Origin of the sequence: Gynuella sp., from assembly GCF_050297175.1 — a bacterium.
Lineage (GTDB): Bacteria > Pseudomonadota > Gammaproteobacteria > Pseudomonadales > Natronospirillaceae > Gynuella.
This window is the reverse complement of record NZ_JBNKSF010000008.1, coordinates 57,021-70,220: the sequence shown is the minus strand read 5'-3', so window position 1 is coordinate 70,220 and position 13,200 is coordinate 57,021. Positions and strand designations below refer to the sequence as shown.

Here is a 13,200-nt window from a genome sequence, read left to right as displayed (position 1 = left end):
TTTAAATCAGTCACTTGTAGTCTGTAAAATTCTGGTTTTTGTATATTTAGCTTGGTCTGGTTTTCCCGCAGACATTATTTAGAAGCTCCTTAACAAAAAAACTGATAGGGCAGCGTTTTCGGTCATTGATCGTCAGCGGCCCTGGTCTGCACCATTAGTGCGATAATAATTCCAGGCGGATTATTCGTTATGGTGATTATTGGTTTTTGAGTAATTCCGCCGCCCGAACGGCAAAATACGTTAGAATGCCATTGGCGCCAGCTCGTTTGAATGCTACGAGCGATTCCATCATAACGCCGTCTAGATCCAGCCAGCCATTGGCCGCTGCGGCTTGTAACATGGCATACTCACCGCTGACTTGGTAAGCAAACGTGGGAACCCCAAAATTGTCCTTAACCCGGCGAATCACGTCCAGATAGGGCATGCCTGGCTTGACCATAACCATATCGGCGCCTTCATTGAGGTCCATCTCGACCTCATGCAGTGCCTCATCGGTGTTTGCCGGGTCCATTTGATAGGTATATTTATTGCCGCTGCCTAGATTGCCAGCAGTGCCGACGGCGTCGCGGAAAGGTCCATAAAATGAAGAGGCATACTTGGCAGCATAGGACATGATGCGAACGTTATGATGACCGGTATCCTCCAGCGCCACGCGGATGTCGCCAATACGGCCATCCATCATATCTGAGGGAGCTACAATATCCGCGCCAGCATCGGCGTGGCTGAGAGCCTGCTTGACCAGAACCTCATTGGTAATGTCATTGATGACATATCCTTTTTCATCGATGATGCCATCCTGGCCATGGGTTGTATAAGGATCAAGAGCGACATCGGTAACGATGCCCAGTTGTGGGAAACGTTCTTTCAGAGCTCGAGTGGCACGCTGGATAAGTCCTTCAGGATCATAAGCATACTCCGCCAGCAGAGATTTGTTGGTGCTGCTGACCACTGGGAACAGAGCCAGGGCGGGTATGCCCAAAGCAACCCATGATTCAGCCTGCTCAACCAGTAAATCTATGCTCAGACGCTCAACTCCTGGCATAGAGCTGACCTCTTCGCGTTGCTGTGTCCCTTCAAGAATAAATACCGGATATATCAGGTCATCGACAGATAGCGTGTTTTCACGCATCAAACGACGGGAAAAATCATCTGCACGCATTCTGCGCAAGCGAGTGAACGGGTAACTGCGGTTGGGCACTGAGACCTCCTTGAGGGAACAATAAAATGAATAACCTGTCGCAATGATATCGTTTCTTATCATGTCTCAGGAGAGTATGAGCAAAATTAATCTGTAATAGCGGCCATGATCACGGTTTGTGATTGTGATAGTAAACATTTTACACGAATGGCCGATATTGCAGATACGCATGTGAGAAAAGGCGAATATGAAGCCGCGCAACAAAGTCAGTATTATCGGTTTTGGTGTCCTGTGCCTCGTAACTTCCTGCACTGGGCCACAGTTTACCTCTCTGGAAGAGCGGTTTGATGTGGTATCGCTCAATGATTTTGCCTTTTTAACCTGTATGAGTGGCAGCTATAAAACAGGCGGCTATCCTCTGTGGTCACGAGAACTCGACAGTCAGGCCTGGCATATCATGAATGACAACCGGACGCCAAAGTACATCACTTTTAAAGTTTACCAGTACTCCCAGGCGGTCGGACGCCGTATACCTATCCGTCAGGCTCCAAAGCAATGCAGTCACTGGCGTCAAAGCAGGACCCTGTCAGGGTTATATTCGGATTATTGATCCATGTTGACCAAATGGTCAGAAAATGCTTGCTTAATCCTATCCTGGCGACACAATGTGCGCGTTTTCAAATGCAGGTGAAAAATTATGAACGGGCTTGAACTATTCGGTTATTTTGGCTCTTTGCTGGTAGCCATCTCTTTAATGATGTCGAATCTCAAAAAGCTTCGCTGGATCAACCTTTTTGGATCTTCGACATTTGCAACCTACGGGCTATTGATCAAAGCCTGGCCGGTTTTTTTGCTGAATGGATGGATTGCAGCCGTCGATATTTTTTATTTGTGGTTGCTTTATCGCCAGAGAGATCAGTTTTCGCTGATTGAGTTGGATCTCAATTATGACAAAAGTAAACTGGCTCAATTGTTTGTGGGTCAGTATCAAAATGATATTAAACGGTTCTTTAGCCGTTTTTCCATTCACAAGTTAAATGAATGCTTGCTGATCATCACTTTCAGAAATCTTAAACCCTGTGGCTTGCTTGCTTATCAGCTACTCGAAAAAAATGGAGAAACAAAAGCCTGGATTGAATTGGATTATGTTTCACCGGAGTTTCGCGATTACAAAAACGCCGAAGTGGTGTTTTTGACCTTAAAAGAAAGGCTTAAGCAGGCTGGTGTGAAGAGCATTGAAACGCTTGGTGGGCATCAGGCGCATGAGCAATATTTGCTGCGCATAGGTTTTACTCAGTCCAGCGATCCAAGTATTTTCGAGATGAAAGATATATAGCTGGCATCTTTTCGTTTCAGTTACTGACGTAGCGCTCTTATGGCTCTGTCTATGAGCCGAAATTATCTGATTATTGTGATGCGAGTTCGATTAATTTTGAAGCTCCACGCCAGTTTTCATAAGAATGATCTAAGCTCTGTAGAGAGTAGTATATTTGCCTGCCAGGTGATATCAATGGCAGCCCCGAAAACCGGAATGATGACACTGGTATGCCTTTTTATACTTTGCGCTGCCAGCTGTTAAAACTTGAATGTAGAGGTGTTCTCTGCATGGATTTCAACAAGCAATAGTGGTGGTCACCATGAATTTGTCGCTGCAAAGCAAGCTGATCGTGGCATCGGCTTTTATTATTGCCATTATATCTGTCTCTCTTGGCTGGGTTGCTTATAGTCAATTGGACAGTGCGAGAGATGATGCAATCTTTTCGGAGACCAATGCCCAGGCGGGAGCGTTCAGGCGCTATCTGGAAAGTTGGGCAGAAGACCGTCATGCCACGATGGCAGCCATGCGTCATGCACTGGAAGCAAACATCCGTAGCAATAATGATACGCTGGATCATCAGGTTGCCCTGGATGTACTCAATCAAGGCAAAACCGGCGGTGAGTTTGCATTGACGTTTGTTGGTCTGGAAGATGGCACCATGTATCGGCATGATCCCAGCCTCGATAAAGCTGGATACGATCCGCGTGTGCGTGGCTGGTACACAGCTGCCAAAGCATCCAATCAACCGCTGATTACAAAACCATATATTGCGGTTACCGGAAATAAGCTTGCTATTACGTTTGTCGCCCCGGTGATTATTAATGGACAGTTCCGTGGGGCAATTGGCGGTTTGTTTTATATGGACAAAATCCTGTCAGACATTGTTAATTTGAAAGTGATGGGTGACGGTTACGCCATGCTGTTGGACAAGCGAGATGTAATCGCTGTTCACCCTGACAAGTCTCTGATCCTGAAAACACCGGATACTCTGAATGAACAATTTACTTCCAGCTCATTAACCCGAATGAGTGAGACTCCGCAGATATATGACGTATCTGTGTCTGGCCAGAACACGCTGGTTTATCTTGATGCAGTTCCCGCAACGGATTGGGTGTTAGCCCTGGTAATGCAAAAATCGGTACTTGCAGAACCATTACGGGCTCTGACTGTTAAAATTGTTCTTATTGTGGTTTGTCTTCTGGTTGTGGCAACTGTGGGTACTTTGCTTATGGTGCGCTGGTTGTTTACCGATATTAAAACGGTCTCTGGTGGCCTGGAGAATATTGCCGATGGTAATGGTGATCTGACATTACGTATTACCACCAGTTCTGATGATGAAATCGGTATGTTGGCGAATAACTTCAATCGTTTTGTCGGGTTTCTGCACGGTATTATCTCAAGTCTTCGAGACATTGGTGATGTTTTGGTTACTCAGGCTAACAGTACCCAGCAGTCTGCAACATTGAGTGCTGAGAAAATTCATATGCAGCAGGAAGAGATTACTATGGTTGCCACGGCCGTTCATGAAATGACGGTTGCGACTCAGGAGATTGCTGGTAATGCATCTACCACGGCCAAAACGTCGGATGACGCTGTAAGGCTTAGCGACAATGGCCAGCAGCAGGTCAAAAAAAGTCAGGAGAGTATCAATAAGCTGGCAGATGAAGTCGGCCGTACCAGTAAGGTTATCAGTGATCTTGATGAACATGTACAGCAGATCAGCTCGATTCTGGGCACTATTTCCGGTATCGCGGAACAGACCAACCTTTTGGCTTTGAATGCTGCGATTGAGGCTGCCCGGGCTGGAGAACAAGGTCGCGGTTTTGCTGTTGTGGCTGACGAAGTCCGAGTGCTGTCGCAACGAACGCACGCTTCGACTGAAGAAATTCAGAACATGATCGAGGTTTTGCAAACATCCACCAAACAAGCTGTCAGTAGTATGGAAGCCAGTCATAAACTGGCAGGTTTAAGTGTTCTGGATGCCGATGCTGCAAATGCCAGTCTGATTGAAATACGTTCAGCCATATCAACCATTAATGAAATGGCTACTCAGATTGCAACCGCTGCTGAAGAGCAGACATCAGTGACTACCGAGATCAATCAAAACACCACGAATATTCATTCGGCGTCACAAGAGCTGGCTCTTGTCGCTGAAGAGAGTGCTGAACAGGCCAAAGAACTCAATAAGCTAAGTGAGCGTCTGCGTAAGGATATTGGCTTGTTTAGTCTGTGATGCGAGCATTACCGGAAAACAGTGACACCCGGCTCGTGTGTCACTGTTTCCATGATTATTGATATTTGATCTGTCGAACATCCACCAGTTTTTTCAATTGCCATGCTAAATTATCGGGAGAGCGCCGACCACTGATGGTCAGTTTCAGGGAGTAGCAGTGCTCCTCAGTCTCTAGCATCAGTTGTTTAATGACGAATCCTCTTACCCGAATGACTCTTAACAATCGCTCGATAGAACCCGTTTGAAAACTTATCTGACAGCAGAACTCATGATCTTTTCGGCTCATGCGGCGCTTCCTTTTATCTGTTCTGGTTCCAGCATCTCATGGTTTGCACCGCCAGGTTTAACCATTGGCCAGACATTGCTGTCGGTGTTGATATGAACTTGTAGCATGGCAGGCCCTTGGCATGATAACAATGTATCCAGAGCAGGGCCTATCTGCGAACGGTTGTGAATCTGTAGTGCATGAAACCCAAAAACACGAGCGATTTCCGTAAAATCAGGATTGTCTGATAGATCCACCGCACTATAGCGCCCCTGGTAGAACAGCTCTTGCTGTTGGCGTACCAGGCCAAGGTGCTGGTTATCAAGAATGATGATCTTAACCGGCAGTTGGTGGCGGCGAATCGTCGCCAGTTCCTGAATGTTCATCATGAAAGACCCGTCACCGGAGATATTAATAATCTGAGCATCCGGTCTGGCAAAGCAGGCACCGATTGCAGCCGGCAGGCCAAAGCCCATGGTTCCCAGGCCCCCACTGCTGAGGTGCTGACGGGGATGGTCGAAATCAACATATTGTGCAACCCACATCTGATGCTGGCCAACATCACAACTGATTACCGAGCGTGTTTTTTTGACAGCGGACAATGCCGTTAGAAATTCCGGTCCTGCGATATTGTTGCTATCGGTTGAAAGGTTTTGCGGAATCAGGCCTTTTTGATGTTTCGTGGCCCGGCAATGGTTGCGCCAGGTTTGTATGTTCAGAGTCGACGAAAAAGCCGTTGTCAGCTGCTGCAGTATGGATTTCATTTCGCCACGTAGGGTACAGCTCACTCGCTTGTTTTTATGAAACTCGGCCGGATCGATATCAATGTGAATGATATTGGCATTGGTAGCGAAATGCTCGACAGCTCCTGTCGCACGGTCATCGAAACGCACTCCAATAGCAATCAATGCATCACATTGCTCAATCAACTCATTACAAGCTCGGGAGCCATGCATGCCCAGCATTCCGAGATTCAATGCACCGTACAAACCCGGGTTACCAATTCCTTTGAGTGAAACTACGTGCGGAATGTTTAATTGGTTTGCAAAGGCTCTGAACTCATCCAGAGCGTTGGCGGACATGACACCTCCACCACTGTATAGCAGTGGTCGCTGGGCCTGTCTGATAATCTCAATGGCATTTTGCAGAGAAGCCTGGTCAACATTATGCTTGTTTTCATGATAATTAGTTGGCTTGGATGCGGATTCTGGGGGCATTTCTCCCATCAGCGCATCTTTGGCAATATCTATCCAGACCGGACCGGGTCTGCCGGATGTTGCCAGGTGAATAGCTTCTATAATAATTGATTCGAGTTCATCAGCACTGGTAACTAAATAGGAATGTTTGACGATAGCCATCGTCATACCCAATACATCCACTTCCTGAAATGCATCACTACCGATCAAATGGCTGCTTACCTGACCAGTGATCACCAATACAGGAATCGAATCCATAAATGCATCGGCGATGCCGGTCATAAGATTAGTGGCTCCCGGTCCGGACGTCGCCACAACGACACCAAGCCCGCCGGACGCGCGAGCGTATCCGTTTGCTGCTAAAGCGGCGGCTTGTTCGTGGCGGCATAAAACATGTTCGAGGTTGGAGTCCACCAGAGCATCATATAGCGGCATGATGCAGCCACCGGGATAACCAAACAAAGTACGAATACTCTGTTCCTGCAAGGTTTTGAGAATGTACTGTGCACCGTTCATTGTTAACTCCCATGGTTGTGGTAAGTCCGTTACGAAAAAACCAGTGCATAAAAAAACCCCCGGTTCTTTCGAAGCGGGGGTTTTAGAAATTTTTTTGTCAGTTTCAATTCTGTAACGACAACCCCCGCGATGGTAGGACCACCACGACCAGGATAACGTTGATAATTAGAATGAACTGCTGTTTCATAAAATTTTAAAAATAAGATCAAAAATGTTTATAAACTATAGCTGGAAAATAATATCTCTGACAACTATTTTTTTTGTCTCTGGAATTTAAGTGTCAGAAGCAATAGCGGCTGATATGAGTCAAAATTGCAACGTATGAAAACGATTTTTTTATTTTTCCTATACCAACGTAGTAGGGTTTTAAGCGTACTTTTTTTTGGGACTTTCCTATAATGATTGGAGGTTTGCTGAGAACAGGTCAACATTTGGAACCAGGTCTATTGCAGAGTGTTGTGGTGTTTCTGTATTAAGAATGACTGGTATGGTTGGTCTGGCTGTTTCCAGTGGTTCCTGTAACCCCTCTCAAATCATTAAGGATCATTTATGTCCGCTTGGTTTATCTTGTCAACAGGTCGCTGTGGTACTCAGTGGCTGTCCCACCGTCTTACCAAGTTGCTACCCAAACAGTATTGGGTAACCCATGAACCGCTTTCGCAAGATTATATGCCAATGGAAAACTCACCCTCGCTTCCGCTTACAGTTAACGCTGATAAGATTCTCGGGCATTTGACAGAAATTCGCGATCACATCAATCGTGGAGGCAAGTACGTTGAATGCGGATATCAGTGTTGGCGGCATTTGTCGTGGTATAAGGATATTTTGCAAACGGATGTTAAAGTCATTCATTTGCATCGTAACCCTATGTCTACGGCTTGTCTCTGGTTACAAAAAGGGGCTTTTCTGAGATTGTCTGAAATGGAATTGTTTACTCCTTTTGGAGCAGAGGCCAAGTTGCCTGAATATGGGTCCAAATGGCATAAACTTAGTCCGATCGAGAAAAACCTCTATTTTTGGGCAGAAGTACAGGCACAGGCTAAAGAATATAAAGCGTCCTGGCCGGATGAAGACTGGTTTGATCTGCCATATAGTCAATTATTAAATAGCCGAACACTGCAGAAGCTGGGTCATTTCCTTGACTGCAAAATTAATCTGCATCCGAGCAATTTAATGGTAGATAATCAGCTCATGGAGTTGGAGGAGATTCCGATTGATGACAGTGTCCTGAAGGCACATCCAGGTATTTTGTCCCTCGCGGAAGAATTGGGCTACAAAGTCAGTAGCCAGCAGAACGAATTGCAAATGCGGGTCGGTAGCTGACGGATCACAATGATCCCTGGTCAGCAGATCGGGGGTCATATTTTCCAGTGACTACTGGGAAAAAATAATGAATACCCCTGGGTCTCAAACCTGCTGTTAGCACATGCCTATAGGCCCGAATGCAGTTTTAATGTTGCATGCGGCCCGTAACAGAGTATCCCCATTCAGATATTCACGAGTAATTTAACGTGCACTCAGTAGAAAAATACTGAACATATGTGCTTTATCCTGCCATATCTTTTCCCTGTCCCAGCCGCTTGTCGCTGCTAACGCCAAAAACTCATCCGGCGTATATTTATAGGAATTCTCGGTATGGATATTTTCGCCCTCTGAAAAGGCGATCATTTGGTCATCGATATTAACCTCCTGCGCAAGGGTGCTGATCAGGTGCATTTCAATGCGGCTGGCGACAGGATTATAAAACGCATAGTGAGCAAATGTTTGAGAATCAAAGTTGGCGTCACAGATACGGTTAATATGAGTCAGGATATTACGATTGAAGGCTGCAGTAACCCCCATACTATCGTTGTAAGCATTGTGCAGAACATTTGGATCTTTCTTGGTATCCACACCAATCAGTAGACGCGAGTGCTTGCCCAGAGACTGGCGAATGTTGGACAAAAAGATCTGTGCCTGTTCCGGGCTGAAGTTACCAATGGTTGAGCCTGGAAAAAATCCCAGCTTTGGGAGAGACCGTGTTTCTGGCAGTGGTGCTGGTTGAGTAAAGTCCGCTTCAATAGGCAGTACGCTTACTTGTGGAAATTCCTGTTGTAACCGATCACTGGCCTGACGTAAATGATCACCGGCAATATCGATAGGGACATAATGTTCAATGTTATCAAGTTGCTGTAATAGCAACCTTATTTTGACCAGAGACCCGGCACCAAACTCTACTATCTCCCATGAGTTCTGCAATATGCTGTTAAGGTCTCTGGCGACATCCGGCAACATGGAGAGTTCTGTTCGGTAAGGATAGTATTCTTCCAGATTGCATATCTGGTCGAAGTATTGAGAGCCCTGGCTGTCATAAAAGTACTTGGAAGGCAGGCTTTTCTTTGGTTGTTGCAGTCCGTCCAATACATCTCTTATGAACAGGCTACGAAAATCCCCTTCGGTAATTGCGAATTGACTGGTTTGCATGATTATAGATCCTTGGCTAAACGCATTCCGGTAAATTGCCAGCGCTGGTGTGGATAGAAAAAGTTGCGATAACTAGGCCTTATCTGCATGGCGGGTGTTACGCACGAACCTCCCCGAAGCACATACTGTCCACACATGAATTTGCCATTGTATTCGCCGACAGCACCTTCGGCGGTTTTAAAGCCCGGATAAGGGGAGTATGGACTGGCGGTCCATTCCCAGACATCACCGTACAACTGCACCAGTCCCTGACCGGCGGAGCTGGATGGTCGCCAGCGTTGTGCTTCAAGGAAATTACCATTAGGAGACTGTTGTCTGGCGGCCACTTCCCATTCCTGTTCTGTGGCCAGTCGATAACCCGCCCATCGGGCAAAAGCGTCTGCTTCGAAATAGCTGATATGGCAGACCGGGGCGTCGGCGTCGATATCGAGCAGTCCTGACAACGTAAACTGTTGCCAGTGGCCTTCATTTTTTTGCCAGTATAACGGAGCCTGCCATTGCTCTTTTTGAACCCGGTGCCAGCCATCTGATAACCATAGCGTCGGACTCTGATAGCCCCCGTCATGAATAAAGTCCAACCATTCGCGATTACTGACCGGCCGGTTGGCGAGGGCGAATGGGTGTACATAGACGCTGTGTCTGGGACTTTCACAGTCGAAATAAAATTCATCTCCACTTGCACCAATGCTGGTTAACTCCGGTTCAAACGTATGAAAACTCATAGCATCCGCCGATGTTTCAGTTTCGTCGTAACAGTCTGGGTTTAATGCAGGCAGTAAAGGATTGAGTGAAAAAGCGTGCAGAATGTCTGTCATAAGCAGTTCCTGGTGCTGCATTTCGTGATGCAATCCAAGAGTTACCAGTTCTTCAATTCTATTATGTTCACTATGCTGACTGTCCAGTAATTGAGTGAGGGTTTCGTTTATGGCCTCTCGATAGGCAAGTATCTCCTCGATACCGGGCCTGGTTAACATGCCTCGCATAGGACGGGCATGACGTTTACCAATATTTTCGTAATAGGAATTGAATAGATAGTTGTAGTCGGGTTCAAATTCTGTGTAGTTGGTCAGGTAATTCTTTAAGATGAATTGTTCGAAAAACCAAGTCGTGTGTGCAAGATGCCACTTGGTTGGACTGGCGTCTGGCATGGACTGCACCACCATATCCTCAGCGGACAGATTGCTGATCAATTCTTCGGTTGCAGCTCTTACCGCTGCAAACTGCTGAAGTAGAGAAAGGCGGAGGGTGTCGGTCATTGGATCATCTCCTTTGCATTCACCCGATAAAAGTAAAAGAACTGTCAGTCAGCGATTATTCATAATTTTTATGTCTACTTTGTAACACCGAGCAAATGTAGAATGCAAATGATAATCTCATGAATAGTTCATATATGAGACTGGTTTAAACCATTAAATAGTTTGATCCTATCCTATGAGGTTTTCGGTCTAGACGGATTTTATTATTGGAGAGACAGAAGTGTTTGTTGTAACGATTGAATATAAAGTGGATCTTTCAGAGGTTGAGCCTCATATCTCGGCACATATGCAATATATTGATAAGCATTACAAGGCCGGACATTTCTTACTGTCAGGACGAAAGCAACCCAGAACCGGTGGTGTCATTCTGGCCAAAGCGGAGTCAATGACAAAAATGCAGGCGATAGTTGCTGAGGATCCATTCTTTCAAGCGGATATTGCCAACTTTGAGATTATCGAGTTTGTTGCTTCTAACAGCAGTGCCGAGCTGGCTGGATTGCGCGAGTAATCCGGCTGTTTGTAAATGGCGTGAAGTTTTACTTGCTGAATAGCGGATTGATTGGCAATGGTTGGCGTAAGAAGATGGTTTTTCGGAAAGCAGAAATTTTTTGGTTAATACAATCTTTTTGGTTAATACAATCTCGAAATTTAAAAAGATGTTTTTGCGGACTCTATGGTCGCCCCCGTTTGGCATCTTAATGAATATCGCAGTTTTCGAATAATCTGTGAAGAATGGAAAATATATCGATCACACTTTGTGGTAATAAATGTTGTTCAAATGGATTCTGCAATATGACTAAGATAAAACGATTGATACCTGTTTTGCTATTGTTGGTGGGCTTTACTGCCCAGGCAGTTGTCTTCAATCATCGTCAACTGCTGATCGGCAGCTGGCAATGCAAAACGGCCTTTGCATCCGAGCAGGGAAAATTCCGTGTTGCCGGGAATGTGACACTGAATGATAACGGATCCTTTTTCAGTACCGGTGATTTGTTTGCCTATAATGCCTTGATTAATACTGAGCTCCCCATGTCTTATCAATCCGCTGGCAGTTGGAATTATCAGAATCAAATTGTTAATGGGAATATGCATTCACATACATTGGAGACAGGTTTTCCAATGTTAAACCGATTGGTGGCAATGCTGGATCAGCAGATACAGCAGCATACGAAATTTTCTGCCAGATTAGTTCGGGTTACGGATCTGGAGTTAGAATTTGAAGCGGATGACCACACTCGAATTCAGTGTAAGCGGTGAATGATTATTGCGGGATAGTGTTAGTTGGTCGCGTCTTTCAGCTTCTGAGCGTACTCTTTCTCAATATTGTTAACTTGCTGCTTAATTTGCTCGGCTTTGTTCTCGGCATTGTCGACTTGCATGAGCCCTTGCTGTTGCCCGTCCTCCATTACCAGATAGGACACAAAAGCCATGGCTATCATCAGTAGTACAAGTGAAATTCCTTTCATGGTTGATAATCCTCATTAAGAAAACAGAAAGCGGCTACCAGAATCGTCATATACGGTAGAGTCAGTATGTCCATTTTCAGCTCAAAAAAATGTAAACCAGTCATCATTTCATTGTTTCCACTGGCCGTTGAGTATAGCAATAGCTAACCGGTCGGGCCTGGAATACTCGGCTCAGACCGGATAGACCATTATAGCGTATTGCTCAAACCGGGCCGTTTTTACATCTTTCGCATATCCCATTTGACGGTGTCCCGTCATCGCCATCAGAAGCACCTTTGAGTCGTACATTATATCAACTCTGAGGCGTAGAAAAACTGACCATTTGGATGAAAAGAGCCGATTTGGTGCGAGTTGTGATCGTGAATGGTGCGCAAATGTGCGATGAATCAATTGTTTCATTGAAGAAATAATCAAGAAATCTTTATTTCATCAGCTTTTCTCTGGCTGGCATATTGGTTGCTCTAGGTAAATTCGAAACGGGGCTTTAGGGCCGAGCATGGTGATTACTTTTAACAGGGTGAAGATATGTATTTTCTCAAGAAGCTGACTATGGTGCTGATCTGTTCTATGGCGTTTTTTCAAGTAGCTCAGGCGGATCACCTGGCAGACATTCAGAAAGCCGGAGTGCTAAAAGTTGCAGTTCCCCAGGATTTCCCTCCCTTTGGATCGGTAGGATCCGATTTAAAACCTCAAGGCTACGATATCGATATGGCGGCTTATCTGGCTAAAGAGCTAAATGTAAAACTGAAACTGGTTCCGGTTACCAGTGCCAATCGAATTCCATACCTGCAAACCAGAAAGGTGGATTTGGTGATATCGAGTCTCGGCAAAAACCCTGAGCGGGAGAAAGCCATCGATTTTTCCAAGCCTTATGCGCCGTTTTTTCTGGGGGTGTTTGGTCTTGATGCCGTCAAAGTCAGTAGTGCAGCGGATCTGGCTGGAAAAACGATTGGGGTAACACGGGGAGCTGTTGAAGATATTGAGCTAACCAAATTGTTGCCCGAATCAGCGACGATGAAACGATTCGAAGACAATAATACGACTATTTCTGCATTTTTGTCTGGTCAGGTGGATTTGATTGCGACAGGAAACCTGGTGGTCACGTCCATTGCCGAGCGTAATCCTGCCCGCGTTCCTGTGACTAAGTTCATGTTGAAAAACTCTCCCTGTTATGTCGGTGTCCATAAAGGTGAGCCGGAATTAATGGCTAAGGTGAATGAACTGATTGCCAAAGCATACAGTGCAGGGGTGTTGGAGAATATTTCCCAAAAATGGCTGAAAGCCTCTTATCCGAAAGAACTTGCCAGTATGTAGTGATCGTTTCGCTGGTAGTTGAATTTCATTATTAA

13 protein-coding genes are annotated in these 13,200 nt (G+C 45.6%); 7 read left to right on the top strand and 6 right to left on the bottom strand.

Annotation, left to right across the window (positions count from 1 at the left end):
* Positions 1-196: 196 nt before the first annotated feature.
* Positions 197-1,198 (bottom strand): porphobilinogen synthase, encoded by a 1,002-nt coding sequence (gene hemB, locus ACQY6I_RS03285; protein WP_428240043.1) that lies wholly within the window; start codon positions 1,196-1,198, stop codon positions 197-199.
* A gap of 187 nt (positions 1,199-1,385) precedes the next feature.
* Between hemB and ACQY6I_RS03280 the strand changes: the two genes are divergently transcribed.
* The 3 genes from ACQY6I_RS03280 (at position 1,386) to ACQY6I_RS03270 (ending at position 4,689) form a co-directional block, all read left to right on the top strand.
* The gene (locus tag ACQY6I_RS03280; protein WP_428240042.1) at positions 1,386-1,748 is read left to right on the top strand and encodes a hypothetical protein; all 363 of its coding nucleotides are present in this window, start codon (positions 1,386-1,388) and stop codon (positions 1,746-1,748) included.
* Between the two features lie 87 nt (positions 1,749-1,835).
* Positions 1,836-2,474 carry a hypothetical protein gene (locus ACQY6I_RS03275; protein WP_428240041.1) on the top strand — a complete coding sequence of 213 codons (639 nt, stop codon included), beginning with the start codon at positions 1,836-1,838 and terminating at the stop codon, positions 2,472-2,474.
* Positions 2,475-2,775: 301 nt separating this feature from the next.
* The gene (locus ACQY6I_RS03270; protein ID WP_428240040.1) at positions 2,776-4,689 is read left to right on the top strand and encodes a methyl-accepting chemotaxis protein; all 1,914 of its coding nucleotides are present in this window, start codon (positions 2,776-2,778) and stop codon (positions 4,687-4,689) included.
* Positions 4,690-4,744: 55 nt separating this feature from the next.
* Here the strand turns inward: ACQY6I_RS03270 and ACQY6I_RS03265 are convergent, their stop codons facing one another.
* On the bottom strand, positions 4,745-4,975 hold the full coding sequence (locus ACQY6I_RS03265; RefSeq protein ID WP_428240039.1) for an ACT domain-containing protein: 231 nt from the start codon (positions 4,973-4,975) through the stop codon (positions 4,745-4,747).
* Positions 4,972-6,666 (bottom strand): acetolactate synthase 2 catalytic subunit, encoded by a 1,695-nt coding sequence (ilvG, locus tag ACQY6I_RS03260; RefSeq protein ID WP_428240038.1) that lies wholly within the window; start codon positions 6,664-6,666, stop codon positions 4,972-4,974. Before ilvG ends, ACQY6I_RS03265 begins: the two co-directional genes overlap by 4 nt.
* A 549-nt stretch (positions 6,667-7,215) precedes the next feature.
* On the opposite strand from ilvG, the gene ACQY6I_RS03255 reads away from it, so the two are divergent.
* Positions 7,216-7,989 (top strand): hypothetical protein, encoded by a 774-nt coding sequence (locus ACQY6I_RS03255; protein ID WP_428240037.1) that lies wholly within the window; start codon positions 7,216-7,218, stop codon positions 7,987-7,989.
* A 183-nt stretch (positions 7,990-8,172) separates the two neighbouring features.
* Here ACQY6I_RS03255 and egtD read toward each other — a convergent pair whose 3' ends face one another.
* The gene (gene egtD / locus ACQY6I_RS03250) at positions 8,173-9,129 is read right to left on the bottom strand and encodes an L-histidine N(alpha)-methyltransferase (protein ID WP_428240036.1); all 957 of its coding nucleotides are present in this window, start codon (positions 9,127-9,129) and stop codon (positions 8,173-8,175) included.
* A gap of 2 nt (positions 9,130-9,131) precedes the next feature.
* Positions 9,132-10,385 (bottom strand): ergothioneine biosynthesis protein EgtB, encoded by a 1,254-nt coding sequence (gene egtB / locus ACQY6I_RS03245; RefSeq protein ID WP_428240035.1) that lies wholly within the window; start codon positions 10,383-10,385, stop codon positions 9,132-9,134.
* 220 nt (positions 10,386-10,605) lie between these two features.
* Between egtB and ACQY6I_RS03240 the strand changes: the two genes are divergently transcribed.
* Together ACQY6I_RS03240 and ACQY6I_RS03235 are read left to right on the top strand one after the other, a co-directional pair.
* Positions 10,606-10,893 carry a YciI family protein gene (locus tag ACQY6I_RS03240; protein ID WP_428240034.1) on the top strand — a complete coding sequence of 96 codons (288 nt, stop codon included), beginning with the start codon at positions 10,606-10,608 and terminating at the stop codon, positions 10,891-10,893.
* Positions 10,894-11,177: 284 nt separating this feature from the next.
* The gene (locus ACQY6I_RS03235) at positions 11,178-11,642 is read left to right on the top strand and encodes a hypothetical protein (RefSeq protein ID WP_428240033.1); all 465 of its coding nucleotides are present in this window, start codon (positions 11,178-11,180) and stop codon (positions 11,640-11,642) included.
* A gap of 20 nt (positions 11,643-11,662) precedes the next feature.
* Here the strand turns inward: ACQY6I_RS03235 and ACQY6I_RS03230 are convergent, their stop codons facing one another.
* Positions 11,663-11,851 carry a hypothetical protein gene (locus ACQY6I_RS03230; RefSeq protein ID WP_428240032.1) on the bottom strand — a complete coding sequence of 63 codons (189 nt, stop codon included), beginning with the start codon at positions 11,849-11,851 and terminating at the stop codon, positions 11,663-11,665.
* Positions 11,852-12,376: 525 nt separating this feature from the next.
* On the opposite strand from ACQY6I_RS03230, the gene ACQY6I_RS03225 reads away from it, so the two are divergent.
* The gene (locus tag ACQY6I_RS03225; protein WP_428240031.1) at positions 12,377-13,165 is read left to right on the top strand and encodes a transporter substrate-binding domain-containing protein; all 789 of its coding nucleotides are present in this window, start codon (positions 12,377-12,379) and stop codon (positions 13,163-13,165) included.
* Positions 13,166-13,200 lie beyond the last annotated feature (35 nt).

What these genes read in the sequence shown, in the direction of transcription:
- ACQY6I_RS03280 (WP_428240042.1), top strand. Translation starts at nt 1,386, where the DNA reads ATGAAGCCGCGCAACAAAGTCAGTATTATCGGTTTTGGTGTCCTGTGC.
- ACQY6I_RS03275 (WP_428240041.1), top strand. Translation starts at nt 1,836, where the DNA reads ATGAACGGGCTTGAACTATTCGGTTATTTTGGCTCTTTGCTGGTAGCC.
- ACQY6I_RS03270 (WP_428240040.1), top strand. Translation starts at nt 2,776, where the DNA reads ATGAATTTGTCGCTGCAAAGCAAGCTGATCGTGGCATCGGCTTTTATT.
- ACQY6I_RS03265 (WP_428240039.1), bottom strand. Translation starts at nt 4,975, where the DNA reads ATGAGCCGAAAAGATCATGAGTTCTGCTGTCAGATAAGTTTTCAAACG.
- ilvG (WP_428240038.1), bottom strand. Translation starts at nt 6,666, where the DNA reads ATGAACGGTGCACAGTACATTCTCAAAACCTTGCAGGAACAGAGTATT.
- ACQY6I_RS03255 (WP_428240037.1), top strand. Translation starts at nt 7,216, where the DNA reads ATGTCCGCTTGGTTTATCTTGTCAACAGGTCGCTGTGGTACTCAGTGG.
- egtD (WP_428240036.1), bottom strand. Translation starts at nt 9,129, where the DNA reads ATGCAAACCAGTCAATTCGCAATTACCGAAGGGGATTTTCGTAGCCTG.
- egtB (WP_428240035.1), bottom strand. Translation starts at nt 10,385, where the DNA reads ATGACCGACACCCTCCGCCTTTCTCTACTTCAGCAGTTTGCAGCGGTA.
- ACQY6I_RS03235 (WP_428240033.1), top strand. Translation starts at nt 11,178, where the DNA reads ATGACTAAGATAAAACGATTGATACCTGTTTTGCTATTGTTGGTGGGC.
- ACQY6I_RS03230 (WP_428240032.1), bottom strand. Translation starts at nt 11,851, where the DNA reads ATGAAAGGAATTTCACTTGTACTACTGATGATAGCCATGGCTTTTGTG.
- ACQY6I_RS03225 (WP_428240031.1), top strand. Translation starts at nt 12,377, where the DNA reads ATGTATTTTCTCAAGAAGCTGACTATGGTGCTGATCTGTTCTATGGCG.